11 protein-coding genes and 1 pseudogene are annotated in these 12,924 nt (G+C 38.3%); 9 read left to right on the plus strand and 3 right to left on the minus strand.

All coding sequences use genetic code 11. From position 1 onward, the window contains the following. The first annotated feature begins 246 nt into the window (after positions 1-246). From IGK54_RS00390 to IGK54_RS00405, 4 genes and pseudogenes are all read left to right on the plus strand, one after another. Positions 247-486 carry a hypothetical protein gene (locus tag IGK54_RS00390; RefSeq protein ID WP_002356115.1) on the plus strand — a complete coding sequence of 80 codons (240 nt, stop codon included), beginning with the start codon at positions 247-249 and terminating at the stop codon, positions 484-486. Beyond that, entirely contained in the window at positions 483-3,308 is a 2,826-nt protein-coding gene (locus tag IGK54_RS00395; RefSeq protein WP_430603107.1) for an LPXTG cell wall anchor domain-containing protein, read from the plus strand. The genes IGK54_RS00390 and IGK54_RS00395 overlap by 4 nt, the downstream gene beginning before the upstream one ends. A gap of 176 nt (positions 3,309-3,484) precedes the next feature. Further along, on the plus strand, positions 3,485-4,246 hold the full coding sequence (locus IGK54_RS00400) for a formate/nitrite transporter family protein (protein ID WP_002389593.1): 762 nt from the start codon (positions 3,485-3,487) through the stop codon (positions 4,244-4,246). A 155-nt stretch (positions 4,247-4,401) separates the two neighbouring features. Continuing rightward, positions 4,402-5,188 (plus strand): annotated as a pseudogene (locus IGK54_RS00405) (hypothetical protein). Between the two features lie 58 nt (positions 5,189-5,246). Here IGK54_RS00405 and IGK54_RS00410 read toward each other — a convergent pair. Beyond that, positions 5,247-5,867: a helix-turn-helix transcriptional regulator gene (locus IGK54_RS00410; protein ID WP_002383467.1), complete on the minus strand. Its 621-nt coding sequence runs from the start codon at positions 5,865-5,867 to the stop codon at positions 5,247-5,249. A 316-nt stretch (positions 5,868-6,183) separates the two neighbouring features. On the opposite strand from IGK54_RS00410, the gene IGK54_RS00415 reads away from it, so the two are divergent. The 4 genes from IGK54_RS00415 to serS are packed head-to-tail and all read left to right on the plus strand — an operon-like array spanning position 6,184 to position 10,178. Beyond that, on the plus strand, positions 6,184-7,290 hold the full coding sequence (locus IGK54_RS00415; protein ID WP_002383466.1) for a PTS sugar transporter subunit IIC: 1,107 nt from the start codon (positions 6,184-6,186) through the stop codon (positions 7,288-7,290). Beyond that, complete coding sequence (sdaAB, locus tag IGK54_RS00420) at positions 7,277-7,972, plus strand: L-serine ammonia-lyase, iron-sulfur-dependent subunit beta (protein WP_002387470.1); 696 nt, start codon at positions 7,277-7,279, stop codon at positions 7,970-7,972. The genes IGK54_RS00415 and sdaAB overlap by 14 nt, the downstream gene beginning before the upstream one ends. Positions 7,973-7,986: 14 nt before the next feature. Then, positions 7,987-8,880: an L-serine ammonia-lyase, iron-sulfur-dependent, subunit alpha gene (gene sdaAA / locus IGK54_RS00425; RefSeq protein ID WP_002356122.1), complete on the plus strand. Its 894-nt coding sequence runs from the start codon at positions 7,987-7,989 to the stop codon at positions 8,878-8,880. Positions 8,881-8,906: 26 nt separating this feature from the next. Beyond that, entirely contained in the window at positions 8,907-10,178 is a 1,272-nt protein-coding gene (serS, locus tag IGK54_RS00430) for a serine--tRNA ligase (protein WP_002356123.1), read from the plus strand. Positions 10,179-10,354: 176 nt separating this feature from the next. On the opposite strand, the gene IGK54_RS00435 is transcribed toward serS, so the two are convergent. Both IGK54_RS00435 and IGK54_RS00440 read right to left on the minus strand, forming a co-directional pair. Then, a complete protein-coding gene (locus IGK54_RS00435; RefSeq protein WP_185938135.1) occupies positions 10,355-11,305 on the minus strand; it encodes an alpha/beta hydrolase in 951 nt (316 codons plus the stop codon). Between the two features lie 130 nt (positions 11,306-11,435). Beyond that, complete coding sequence (locus IGK54_RS00440; protein WP_002356125.1) at positions 11,436-11,915, minus strand: arginine repressor; 480 nt, start codon at positions 11,913-11,915, stop codon at positions 11,436-11,438. Positions 11,916-12,133: 218 nt separating this feature from the next. On the opposite strand from IGK54_RS00440, the gene IGK54_RS00445 reads away from it, so the two are divergent. Beyond that, the gene (locus tag IGK54_RS00445) at positions 12,134-12,646 is read left to right on the plus strand and encodes an arginine repressor (protein ID WP_002387472.1); all 513 of its coding nucleotides are present in this window, start codon (positions 12,134-12,136) and stop codon (positions 12,644-12,646) included. Positions 12,647-12,924 lie beyond the last annotated feature (278 nt).

A 12,924-nucleotide genomic window follows, 5' to 3' on the forward strand; every position in this document is an offset into this window, starting at 1 on the left:
AAGTAGGTAATCAACACCTACTTATTGACGTTTTCTCGTTGTTTTTTTATAAATACTGCGTCAATTCTTCTGAAAATTAGGTCAAAAAGGTACTTTTTTTGCTTTTTTTATCGTAAATAATAGATGATTAGCTATTGATAGTAAAGGAACTACTACTTTTTTTAACAGTCAGTTAAAAAATATTGAGGTTTCTCACAAGGATTTTTCTATATAATAGAAAGAGCAAGGGAAGAAAGGCGGGATAAAATGAAAAAACGGATGGAACAAATTGAAGAAATCTTAAGTTGTGAAGAAAATAGTGCCGGTGTTCGATTAAAGGAATTGGTTGAGGCCTTAGAATTAGAAGTCACAAATCAAAACTTGTTAAAGGTAACAAGTATCTTACATATGAATCCAAAATTCAAAAAAATTTATGCATACGAAGACAGTCGTGTTATTACGCTGTATCAACTTTTACAAAATAAGCCGTTAGAAGTAACGGAATGAAAAGAGGGAACTCCATGAAGAAAACAATGCTCATGCTTCTGTTTGGTTTATTAACAGTGGTTGGTCTACCAATGGTGACCGAAGCGGTTGAACCAGTTAACGCAACAGATACAACGATTTTTGGTACGCAAGCGATGGTGCCTAATAGTGCAGAAGATCAATCAGATAAGTTACAGACGTTGCTGAGTCAGACAGCAAAGGAAGGAAACGCATTATTTTTACCACAGGGAAGTTATGCTTTGTCAAAAGATATTACGATTTCTTCAAATTATCAGTTAATTGGCGATACAACAGGAGCCACTATTTTACATAACGTTACAGGTACACCGATTCAGCTAACAGACACAACGTACGGGACGAAAACCAATGTACGACTTCAAAATATTGCTTTTGACGGCATCAATGTGACCTTGAAATTGACGAATCAATTAACGCTAGCAAACAATATCTTTTATAATCCATTAAAAGGATTCGTGGTCAATTTAAATGCAGATATTGGCGTTAAGATTTCAGGCAATATTTTCATGCGAGACACAGCACACATGCAACCCAAGATTGATTTTAACCGAGCGATTTACATTGGTGGTTATTCAACACCAAGTCGTTTCCAGTATATGTCAGATGTAGACATCGTGGACAATCTATTTGGGTTAAAAGTGACAGAATTAGATGCAATTAAAAGTACCAGTCGTTCAGATTTAGCAGCGACTATTACACGTTTGCAAACAGCCATTGAAGCTGGTGCTATTTCAGTACCTAATGAACAAAACTATCTATCCACCGGGGTTAATTCTTTTAATATGCTGAAGGATGTAACTGTTCAACATAATTTTTTCTATTCACCTTATGATAATGAAGACTTGAATGGTCTGGTGGGAGATCATGCAATTTATTTCCGTGGTGCTCAAAACATCACGGTGGTGGGGAATCATTTACGTGGACTACAAAATGGTCCAGCTGGCGGATTTAAATTTAAATCAGGCCGTAATATTACGATTATGAATAATTATTTGCGAAATACAGGTCTCATTATGTATGGAACACCAGAGATTGGTTTGGCAGAAACACAAGCAGAGGGAGCTATTTCAGAATTATCCAACTGGCTAGTGGCTAATAACATTTTTGATTGGAAGTATTGGGACAATCAATATGCAATTGGAATGGAATACAATCGACATACAGGAAATAACAATGTGTTCAATGGCGTATTTATCAACAATCAGTTTGTTAACTACCATAATATTCCGCAAAACCGACGTCGGGAATTGTTAATCGCTAGTGGCGGTGGTTTCCGACCAGAAACGAGTTTTGTGAAAGACAATACTCGAGATGATGGCCTTAAAAACGGCCAATTATTGGTAGAAAATTGGACAGAGGCGGACTATCGCTTAATGCCAGAAACATGGGAATCATTAATTTCACCAACGCTTTATGAGCAATATAAAAATACGCCAATTCCGGTTAGAAATACTTTAGTAACCCCTGTGGCCACAACGATTGTGCAAGGACAATCAATCGATCCGCAGCAACTGGTTGCTAATACAAATGACGCGGATGAAGCAGTCCCAGCCGCTAAAATCGTCAATCCAGAGGTCTTAAATGAAATCGGCCAACAAAAAGTGACTGTTCAATTAACTTATGAAACAGGTTCATTGGTAACAGTGAACGTACCGGTGACGGTAGAGGCCCCGGCAAAAAAGCTTGATTTGTCCCAACTACAAACCGTTTATGCTTCGATTGGTGAAGCAAACCAATATACGGTTTACTCTTGGCAGTTATTCACTGCCATTGGGCCTAAAACGATTGTTCCTTCCTATTATCAGCAGGCGACACAATTGTTAGCAGAAGGTCAGGAGAGTCAGGACAAAACCCAAGAGCAAGTGGATCAGTTAACAGCTAATTTGCAATCTGCAATGAAAGTATTAGTCAAAAAAGCCGATATCACGCTAGAGCGTGCAGAAGCAGAAACTAAACTGGCAATCGTCCATAAATTAGACGAATCTGTATATACCACAGACTCTTGGCAAGCCATGCAAGAAGCCTTAATAGATACAACAACTGGCGAAGAAAGTCCTAAACAGTTAAAAAAATTGCTTGCTTGGTCAGATGAAGAATTATTGGAGCCAACACTTGGTGACTTTAAAACGCCTGCAGATGCACAAAAGCGTATTAATCAATTAACACAAACCATAAAAACGGCGTTACTTCTGTTAGTTGAAAAATCAACAGAGACAACTAGTAACACAAGCGAAAGCAGCACCTCAAGCACAACCAGTGAAACCAGTAATACCAGCGAAAGCAGCACGCCAAGCACAACCAGCGAAACCAGTAATACAAGTGAAAGCAGCACCTCAAGTACGACAAGTGAAACAAGCAATACAAATGAAAGCAACACACCAAGTACAACCAGTAAAACAAGTAGTACCAGCGAAAGTAGTGCTTCAAGTACGACCAGCGCAACCAACAGTACAAGTGAGAGTAGCACCCCAAGCACCGTAAACGAAAGCAGCCAAAACAAAGGCCAGAATTCTGTCATTTACGCGGAAGAGTCGAATCAAGATCCTAATGACGCTCAAAGTAATTCAAAGCTCTCTGCCAAGGCTAGTCAAAAAAAGGAATCTGCAGCAGAAAACCAAACAACTAGACAGATACAGACGAATCAAGAATCGTCAGGAACAGTTAAAAAAGCGGATAATACGACCAAAATTGCCAAGAAAAAATTCCCCAAAACAGGGGAACAATCTTCAGCAGTTGGGAGCTTCCTAGGCCTGAGCTTTTTATCGTTAGCCATAGCAACCTATTGTTTTAAAGTGAAAAGATAACTCTTTAAAAACGGATAAGTAAACATCCTGAAACAAGAAATAGGACTTGTTTCAGGATGTTTTCATATAAAATTAAAAGAACTACAGTTTTTAGTGAAAAAATACACAAAAGTACTTGAATTTCTGTGATATAAGGGTAAAGTAAAGGAGGACAAAAAACAAAGGAAGTGAAATGTTTGTATACACCAGATGAAATTTTAAGTATCAGTATTGAAAATGGTCAGAAAAAAATTCAAAAGCCTTTGGTAGCAAAACTCATTTTAGGATTTATCGGCGGTGCCATGATTTCCCTCGGCTATTTGGCTTATGTGCGTGTTTCCGCCTCTATTCCAGCAGATTTAGCCAGTGTTCAAGCTTTAGTGGGAGCTGCGGTTTTCCCGATTGGTCTAATTGTTATTTTAATGGCTGGTGGTGAGTTAATCACAGGAAATATGATGGCGGTGAGTACGGCTTGGTTTGCTAAAAAGGTCTCTTTCAGAGAATTACTCGTGAACTGGGTCACAATTACATTGGCAAATATGGTTGGCGCCCTATTTGTTGCCTATTTTTTTGGCCATTATTTAGGTTTAACCAGTAGCGGCGCCTATTTAAATCAGGTTCTTTCTCTTGCAGAACATAAAGTTGCAGCAACTTGGCTTCAAGCAATTATTTCAGGTATTGGCTGTAACTGGTTCGTAGGTCTGGCCTTATGGCTTTGTTATGGTGCGAAAGATGCAGCGGGGAAACTATTAGGCATCTGGTTTCCAGTAATGATTTTTGTTGCAATTGGCTTTCAGCATAGTGTGGCGAATGCATTCATCATTCCAGCCGCAATTTTTGAAGGCGGCGTTCAGTGGGGGGATTTTTTCCGTAATTTTATTTTTGTTTATTTAGGTAATATCATTGGTGGTGCCATTTTTGTTTCTGGCTTTTACTATTTAAGCTATCGCAAACATTAAATCCATTTAGCAGATAAAAACCTACACAAAGGCTAAATGCCTTTGTGCAGGTTTTTTCTTTTTAAACAAAAAGGAAAACGGTTGAAAAATTATTGCTAGATTTTTAAAACAATGTTACATTAATGTTACAAAAAGATTTCTGGAGGTAACGAAAAATGAAAAAAATTGCTTTGTTCAGTATGTTAACGTTCAGTGTATTGTCTTTAAGTCTAGCAGGATGTGGAAACAAAAAAAACAGCAAGCACAAATGATTCTAAGCCAAAGCAAGAAACAAAGAAAGCCACGCAGAAATCCTCTAGTCAACAAGAAATGAAAAGTAGTCATTCGTCTGTCACGGGTCAAAATTCTAATGTGACAGGGGAAAATCCGTCAGAAAATGCCACGCAGCCTTCTGCAGGAACTGATGAAACGAATGAAGTCCCTCAAAATCAAACACCTGATACAAACATTATAATTACCAATGTTGTTTTCAATCCTGAAAGAAATGAAATTAATGGTACTACATTACCTAATGCAACCATTACAGCAACGGTAGTCGGTGATGCTTCTGCACAAGCAGGTGTTTTTTATGCGGATGCCAATGGCAATTTTACAGTAATTAGTCCCAGAGCGGGAGCGACTACTCAATTAATCGCAACCGTTGATCAACGGAATAGTGCACCGGTCCAAATTGATATTCCAAGTTCAGGACAAGAAGCAGCGCTTTCTTTTAGCAATATTACGATTGATCCGAAACAAGGGACAATTTCTGGTAAAACAGCACCTAATGCAACTATTTTAGTGTCACGTGCAGATGATGCGCGGGTGATTTTAGCAAGTTTTACTGCGGATGCCCAAGGGAATTTCACAGCCAGTAATTTAGTTCCCGGCACAAAAAATCGCTTAGACGTTACGTTAAATGGAGAAATAGGGACACCTTACTTGTTTGATTTACCAAATTAAAATAGAAGAGAAGTGATCAAAGCCACCAACGCTAGTTAGCGTTGGTGGCTTTGATGTTTTAAGCTTCTTCTTTTTTATGATTGCGGATATGTAAATAGATGGTATTTTTTGAAATACCTAATCGATCGGCAATCTTTATGACAGAATCTTTGAGATTAAAAATTCCTTGATCATATAAACGAATAACAATTTCTTTATTTTGATTCAAATGTGATACATTTGGATCGCTTTCTACTGCTTGTTTTACTTTTGTCAGTGAAGTAGTGATTAATTCGTCAATATTGTCAGAAAAATGTTCAGAATTTTTAAGCTCTTGGGACATATCATTTTGTTGTCCTGAAGGTAATAAGTCTTGCAAGTAATCAATTAATGGCATTTCTAAATGCATATTGATACAGATCAATCCAATAATACGATCATTTTCACCGATAACTGGAATGGTGGAAGATTTTAAAATAACCCCTTTTTGATTTTTATTGTAGTAGGGTTTCACAGCGTAATCATGTTCCGACTCTACCTGACTTAACATTTTTAACGCCATATCAGTAATGGGGGCACCTTCCTTGCGGTTACTGAAATGGCCATTGATGACTTTGATAGCTGAACTTTCCAAATTTTCTAAACTATGAAGAATGACTTCATGGGTACTACCAAAGAAGTTCCCTAATCCATCAAGCATTAAGGCATGTGAATGTAAGATTTGTTTATCTACTTCACTTAAACGTAAATATGACTCCAAGTGATATCCTCCCCTACACTGAAATTAATTTTAGTGTAATACTTTTTTAATGGAAAAGCAATAAGATTCTTTACGTTAAAAAAATACATTGACTAAACTTTTGTTTAGTCGTATACTCTGAATGTGGAATGAAATTTTTGTTACTCATTGTACTTTAGTTCATCGGAATGCTCGCTCATTCTTTCACTTGTTGAGCAATAAAAATTTTATTCAGGAGTACCATCTGTTATAAAAAAATATAGTTGGAGGCAAAGAAATGAAAACGTTATCAGGAATCTTGATGTTAGTCTTAGTTTTATGTGGCATGTCCCTATTCTCTTTTAAAGCACCGCGAGGGAAAAAATCTTTAAGTGCTTTGTCTGGTGCAGCTTGTGCCACCTTTCTACCAGAGGCGTTTTTGCGGTATGCAGTAGGCGGCGTTTTTCATTTAGATTATGTGTCGCAAATTGGTGAAACTATGGGTAGTCTAGGTGGTTTAGCAGCTGGAGCTCTTGTGCCGCTCGCTTTCGGGATTAGTCCAGTTTTTTCAATTATTTTAGGTCTGTCATTGATTAAAGTCAGCTTGTTACCAGCCTTTATTACCGCATATCTTTTATCTTTTGTTGTTGAGCAGATGCAAAAACGTATTCCAGAAGGGATTGACTTATTAGTCGTTATTTTAGTCATTCCAGTCGCTGCTTCGTTAGTTGCTGGTTTTATTCAACCCGTTGTATTAGGTGTCCTAGAAGTTATTGGGGGCACGATTTTAAGTGCAGTAGATGGCAATCCATATGTGATGGGCGCAATTTTAGGTGCTATTATCCCGATTGTTGGTATGACACCGTTAAGTTCAATGGTTTTAACTGCCTTGATTGGTTTGACTGGTGTACCAATGGCTGTCGGTGCGTTGACTTGTTACGGCAGTTCCATTGTCAATGCGGCGCTATTTAAAAAGTTAAAACTAGGCACAGCTTCAACCCCGTTAGCTGTGGCAATTGAGCCATTAACACAAGTCGATATCATCAGCTCCAATCCAATACCTATTTACGCAACGAATTTATTTTCAGGAATGGTTAGTGGTATTGTAGTGACTTTCTTTGGCTTAAAAGTACCTGTGACAGGAATGGCAACACCGTGGGCTGGTTTACTTGTGACATTAGGTAACAATGCCATTCAAACGACTTTACTAGCAGTGGCGATTATCACAGTGGTCAGTCTGATGTTTGGATTTTTAGGTGCGCTGGTCTTTAAACGTTACAGAATTGAAGCGGTGGATAATACACCAGAATTTGAAGGAACGACGGAAGTAACCAGTGAAAAAGAAAAAGAAGCAGTAAAAACCAAAGGAGGAGTTACGTATGAACACAGCTATGGCCATCAATAAACCTAAAAAAGTGAACAAAGTAATGAACTACAAAAGTTGTTTTGACATTATCGGTCCTATTATGATTGGTCCTTCTAGTTCGCATACAGCTGGGGCCTTAGCAATTGGCTTAGCGGCAAGAAAGTTATTCGGCGGAACGCCAGAAAAAATTGTGATTAAATACTATGAATCTTTTGCAGACACGCATAAAGGACATGGAACTGATTTTGCAATTATTGGTGGAATTCTTGGACTAGCAGCAGATGATGCCAACGTAACACAATCCATTGAACTTGCGGAAGAACAAGGAATTGAGATTCAATTTTTAGAAATGAGTGAAGAAAGTCCAGTGAAGCATGCTAATACAGCATGTGTGACACTCAGTGATGCAACGCACGAAATCCATTTAACAGGAATTTCTGTAGGTGGCGGTACTATCGAGGTGAAATACATTGAATTAGACGGTTTCAATGTCCAACTACATGGTCCTTTACCTATTTTGTTAGTCATTAATCAAGAAGAGCAGGCGATGCAAGCTTTTAAAGATACGTTACAAAAAAATAATATTCAAGTGAATGCGGTGTCTCGTTATGTGGAAGGGAATCAAATTTTATTCATCTTTGACTTAGATTCGGCACCAATTTCCTCGGTGAAAGAACAACTGTTTTCACTAGATGACACATCGAAAATAATCTTATTATGATAGGAGTTTGACATATGTACCTTTCGATTGAAGAATTTATCGATAAAGCTGAAAAAACAGGAAAAAAAATCTCTGATTTGATGATTGAGCAAGAAATGGAGCGTAGCCAAAAAAGCTATGAAGAAATTTGGACACAGATGGGTCAAAATTTGGATGTCATGGATGCTGCTGTCAAACGCTCACAAGAAGGAGCAGGCGTTTTTTCTCCTACTGGGTTAACGGGCGGTGATGCAGCGCGTTTAAAAAAATACCGCGCAGCTGGCAAAACGTTATCAGGTGATTTAATGATGTCTGCAGTTCAAGCCGCACTAGGTACTAATGAAGTCAATGCAGCAATGGGCGTTGTTTGCGCAACGCCAACCGCTGGTGCAAGTGGCACCTTACCAGGGGTTTTAACAGCGATTAAAAATACCTTGAATTTAACGCGTGATCAACAAATTCGTTTCTTGTTTACCAGTTCTTTATTTGGAATGGTCACAGCCAACAATGCGATGATTGCTGGTGCTGTTGGTGGATGTCAAGCCGAAGTAGGCAGTGCTTCAGCGATGGCCGCCGCTGCAGCTGTTGAAGCGGCTGGCGGAACACCACGCCAATCTTCTGAAGCTTTTGCTATGGCTTTAGGGAATTTATTAGGTTTAGTTTGTGACCCAGTGGCTGGGTTAGTCGAAATTCCTTGTGTCAAACGAAATACAGTAGGTGCAGGCAATGCGTTAATCGCTGCAGATATGGCTTTAGCTGGAATTGTAAATAAAATACCAGCAGATGAAGTGGTGGAAGCCATGAATAAAGTCGGCCGTCAATTACCACGAGAATTGAGAGAAACGGGTTTAGGTGGCTTAGCTGGCACAGCGACTGGCCAACGAATGAAGAATGAAATTTTTGAAAAAGTAAAATTCACCATTGTTTAAAATTTAATCATGAAGAGGGAAATAAGATGCTGGATATGAAAAAAATTCGCCAAAATGTAGAAGTGGTACAGAAAAAGTTAAAAACACGTGGTGTGGACGAGGAAGTTTTATTACGCTTTTTGGCTTTAGATGAAGAACGGAGAGCGTTACTTGTTAAAGTTGAAGAACTGAAAAAACACCGTAATCAGGTATCAGGAGAAATTGCACAATTAAAGCGTGCACAAAAAGATGCTTCACAACAGTTGCTAAATATGCAAGAAGTTAGCGAGCAAATTAAAGTTTTAGACCAAGAAGTTGTTCATTTGCAAGAACAATGCACAGCCATTGCAGAACGTCTGCCTAACTTACCTCATGAGAGCGTGCCTGTTGGCGCAGACGAAGCCGCCAACGTAGAAGTTCGGCGGTGGAGTACGCCGAAAACTTTTTCATTTGAACCGAAACCACATTGGGAAATCGGTGAAGCCTTAGGAATTTTAGATTTTGAAAGAGGCGCGAAAGTATCTGGTAGCCGTTTTCTTTATTACAAAGGCTTAGGGGCTCGTTTAGAACGAGCGGTCTATAATTTTATGTTAGATCAACATGTTAATGAACATGGTTATACCGAGGTGATTCCTCCTTATTTGGTCAATAGTAAAGCAATGTTTGGCACTGGTCAGTTTCCTAAGTTCAAAGAAGATGTCTTCCAAGTTGCAGAAAGTGATTTGACGCTGATCCCCACAGCGGAAGTCCCGTTAACTAACTACTATAATAATGAAATTTTAGATGCGCAAGAGTTACCGATTTATTTTACTGCTTTAAGTCCTTCTTTTCGCTCGGAAGCGGGTAGTGCAGGTCGTGATACCCGAGGATTAATTCGTTTACACCAGTTCCATAAAGTAGAAATGGTTAAATTTAGTGATGCAGAACACTCCTATGAAGAATTAGAAAAAATGACCAACAATGCTGGAGACATTTTAGAAAAATTGGGCCTCCCTTATCGAGTGATTACTCTTTCGACAGGTGACATGGGCTTCTCGGCAGCGAAAACCTATGATTTAGAAGTTTGGATTCCGGCACAGAAAACGTATCGAGAAATTAGTTCTTGTTCAAACTGTGAAGACTTCCAAGCACGTCGGGCGTTGATTCGTTATCGTGATAAAACAGGTCATGTTCAATATGCCCATACTCTTAATGGGTCAGGACTTGCTGTTGGTCGAACAGTGGCGGCCATTTTGGAAAATTATCAAAATGAAGATGGCACGGTAACGATTCCAGAAGTTCTACGTCCTTATATGGGCGGTTTAACGAAAATAGATTAAAAAGAGGTCGGGATAGAAGTGTTTAACTCCGAGAAATAAGAAGGAATTTCCGAAAATTGTTCTATGATTTTTGGATAATTTCGGCTTATTTCCGAAGGAGTTGCTTCTATTCCCGCCGTTTATCAGTTTTTGAGCGTGGAGCAAAAATCCAAAGTGATTTTTGTCCCACGCTCTTTTTAATTCGTTAAATCCGTTAACCAATGCCCAATTTCTTGAAAAACTGTTGCTTTTTCCGTTTCTAATAAAATTTCATGACGCAATGTGGGAAATAGTCGTAACGTCACGTGCTGAAAACCTGCATGCTTTAATTGCTTTTGAATTTTCGCTGGCCCCTTGCTGAAATCACCAACTGGGTCTTCAGCGCCACTAATGATCAAAATAGGCAATTCTTTTGGGATCGCTTGGTACCAATTCTTTTGATTGGCTCGTTTAACAAGCGAAAAAAGGGTAGCAAAACCATTGTTGGTAAATACGAAGCCCATTAATGGGTCATTTTCATAGTCAGCCACATTGGCTTGATTTTTAGAAAGCCAATTAAAGGAACTTGCTTCAGGAAATTTTTTGCTAAAAGAACCAAATGCCAGCTTATCAATGAACGGAGCTGGTTTTTTCGGCTGTTTCTCGGCCATTTTTTTAATAAAAGGCAATGCGGCGGTTAAAGGTAACGGGCTTGTTCCAGTGCCCATGAAAATGACTCCTTGCATAGTCACAGGATAGTCTTGCAGATAGTTGCGCAAGGCGAAAGACCCCATGCTGTGACCCATCATAAAATAGGGCAATTGTGGATAGTGATTCATAGCCCATTGTTTCACTTGATGAATATCTGTAACGACATTTTCAGGCCCTTGTTCTCCAAAAAAACCATAGATCGGTGCGCTTGGTTGTACAGATTCGCCATGACCTAGATGATCATGCCCAATTACGGCAAACCCTAATTGATTTAAAAAACGAGCAAATTCATCATAACGTTGGATATGCTCTGCCATGCCGTGAATCAATTGAACTACGGCTTTGGGTGAAGGACAGGGCCAATGACGTACATTGAGCTGAGTTTGTTGATCGTTTGAAGTGAGTATGAATTGTTCAGTCATAAGAAACCCTTTCTTTGCTTTTTGATTATTATACAAAAAAAAGACGGTGTTCAAAAGAAAAACTCATGAGAAAACGCCTCAGCTTTCACTGAGACGCCTTTTTTTATTTATCTTTAATAAAAATAGCAATGATGTCAAAAAATAGTCGATTTTACTAAGTGATGAATTATGGGTGGTACAAATACTGCTGGAAATAGTTGTTAACTTCAAGGGCATCTTCTTTATTTTTTGAAAGAATTAAGATGGTATCATCCCCAGCGATGCAGCCCAAGATATGAGGGTTGTGGATACGTATGCGATCAATTAAAACCCCAATGGCTTGCCCGTTGCCAGGTAAGACGGTTAAAAGATTTGTGAACTCTATTTGTGTTAAAGAAACACCAGTTTCAATAATAATGTCAACAAGACGTTCTTCATCTGTTTTATATTTTGGACGAAGGGCAGAATTATTCAAGATACGATAATAGGCTTCTCCTTGACCATTGTCTACTTTGTTTAAATTCAGCTCACGAATGTCACGAGAAATAGTTGCTTGCGTGGTGTGAATATTTTCTTTTTCCAATAATGCTAGTAATTCACTTTGTGTATGGATTTCATTTTCTGTGACCAATCGCTTAATCATCGTTTGGCGTTTTAATCGGTTCATTACTTTCCTCCAGTTCAGTTAATCATGCAAAAAAACATCATTGCTGTTATTTAAAACGGTGCCAGTAATTCCCTAAAATCACTGTACAACGTTTTACTAAATTGTGCAAGTCTCACTTTTTTAAATGCGAAATATCCGACAAAATCAATGAGAACCTTTTAGCTAAACGACCCTTTTTCTATTCTAATTAGAGAGATTCTGCTAGTATTGCTTTGTAAATGTCTGGAGGAAGGGTGTTATTTGTGAATAAGCAAACACGCCAAAGTTTGATTAAAGAAATCATTCAAACAACTGTAATTCATAGTCAAAATGAGTTGTTAAGAGAATTAAAAAAGCGCGAGATAAATGTCGCACAAGCAACGATTTCACGGGATTTATGGGAATTAAAAGTCGTCAAAGCATTAGATGAGTCTGGCGAGATGCGGTTAACGATTTTTGAACAATTCACTTCTTTAGAAGAACGAAAAAAAGAACAGTTGATACAAGCAATTCGTGAGGTAGTGACCAAAGTTGAACGTGTCGCCTTTTTACTAGTGGTTCATACATTACCAGACAACGCAACATTGTTTTCAGCTGTACTTGATGAAGTGTCTTTGTGTGAAAAGAAATGTTCTGTCGCTGGCTTCGACACTGTTATTATTGTTTCATCATCCGAGGAAAAAGCACAAGAACTAGAGCAGTATTTTCAACAATTTATTCAGCCAACACCTTTGTCAAAAAGTAACGCATAAAAGTAAGGGAGCCAGAAGTCGTTTTGACTTCTGGCTCCCTTACTTTTACCTCTATAAGATTATAACTTTATGAAATGCATGGAGAAATAATTTTTTTTGAATAAATGCATTTTTTTTTATTTAATTATGCATTATTTTTTTAGAATATCTATGAAAGCGCATTCTTTTGGGTTGAAAATATGCATAAGAAAGAATACCGTTGTATATTTGGTATTTTGTTTGGCAAATGGCTCACGTCCTAGGTTAATCAGGTCTGTTATTCTGTGTTTGTAATTAAG

Origin of the sequence: Enterococcus sp. DIV2384 (genome assembly GCF_050534975.1) — a bacterium.
GTDB lineage: Bacteria > Bacillota > Bacilli > Lactobacillales > Enterococcaceae > Enterococcus > Enterococcus faecalis.